Origin of the sequence: Neobacillus niacini (assembly GCF_000759675.1) — a bacterium.
Classification (GTDB): domain Bacteria; phylum Bacillota; class Bacilli; order Bacillales; family Cytobacillaceae; genus Neobacillus; species Neobacillus niacini_A.
Genome location: NZ_BAWM01000111.1, coordinates 1 through 204 on the forward strand (window position 1 = coordinate 1; position 204 = coordinate 204).

1 pseudogene is annotated in these 204 nt (G+C 33.8%); it reads left to right on the plus strand.

Going from position 1 to position 204, the window contains the following annotated elements:
* A pseudogene (locus TR08_RS34210) lies at positions 1–204 on the plus strand (hypothetical protein); the annotation flags it as partial.

Here is a 204-nt window from a genome sequence, read left to right on the forward strand (position 1 = left end):
CTCCAAATGTAGTACCGAAAATGAAAGAAACTCCAAATGTAGTACCGAAAATGAAAGAAACTCCAAAAGCAGAACCAAAAATGAAAGAAACTCCAAAAGCAGTACCAAAAATGAAAGAAACTCCAAATGTAGTACCGAAAATGAAAGAAACTCCAAATGTAGTACCGAAAATGAAAGAAACTCCAAAAGCAGAACCAAAAATGA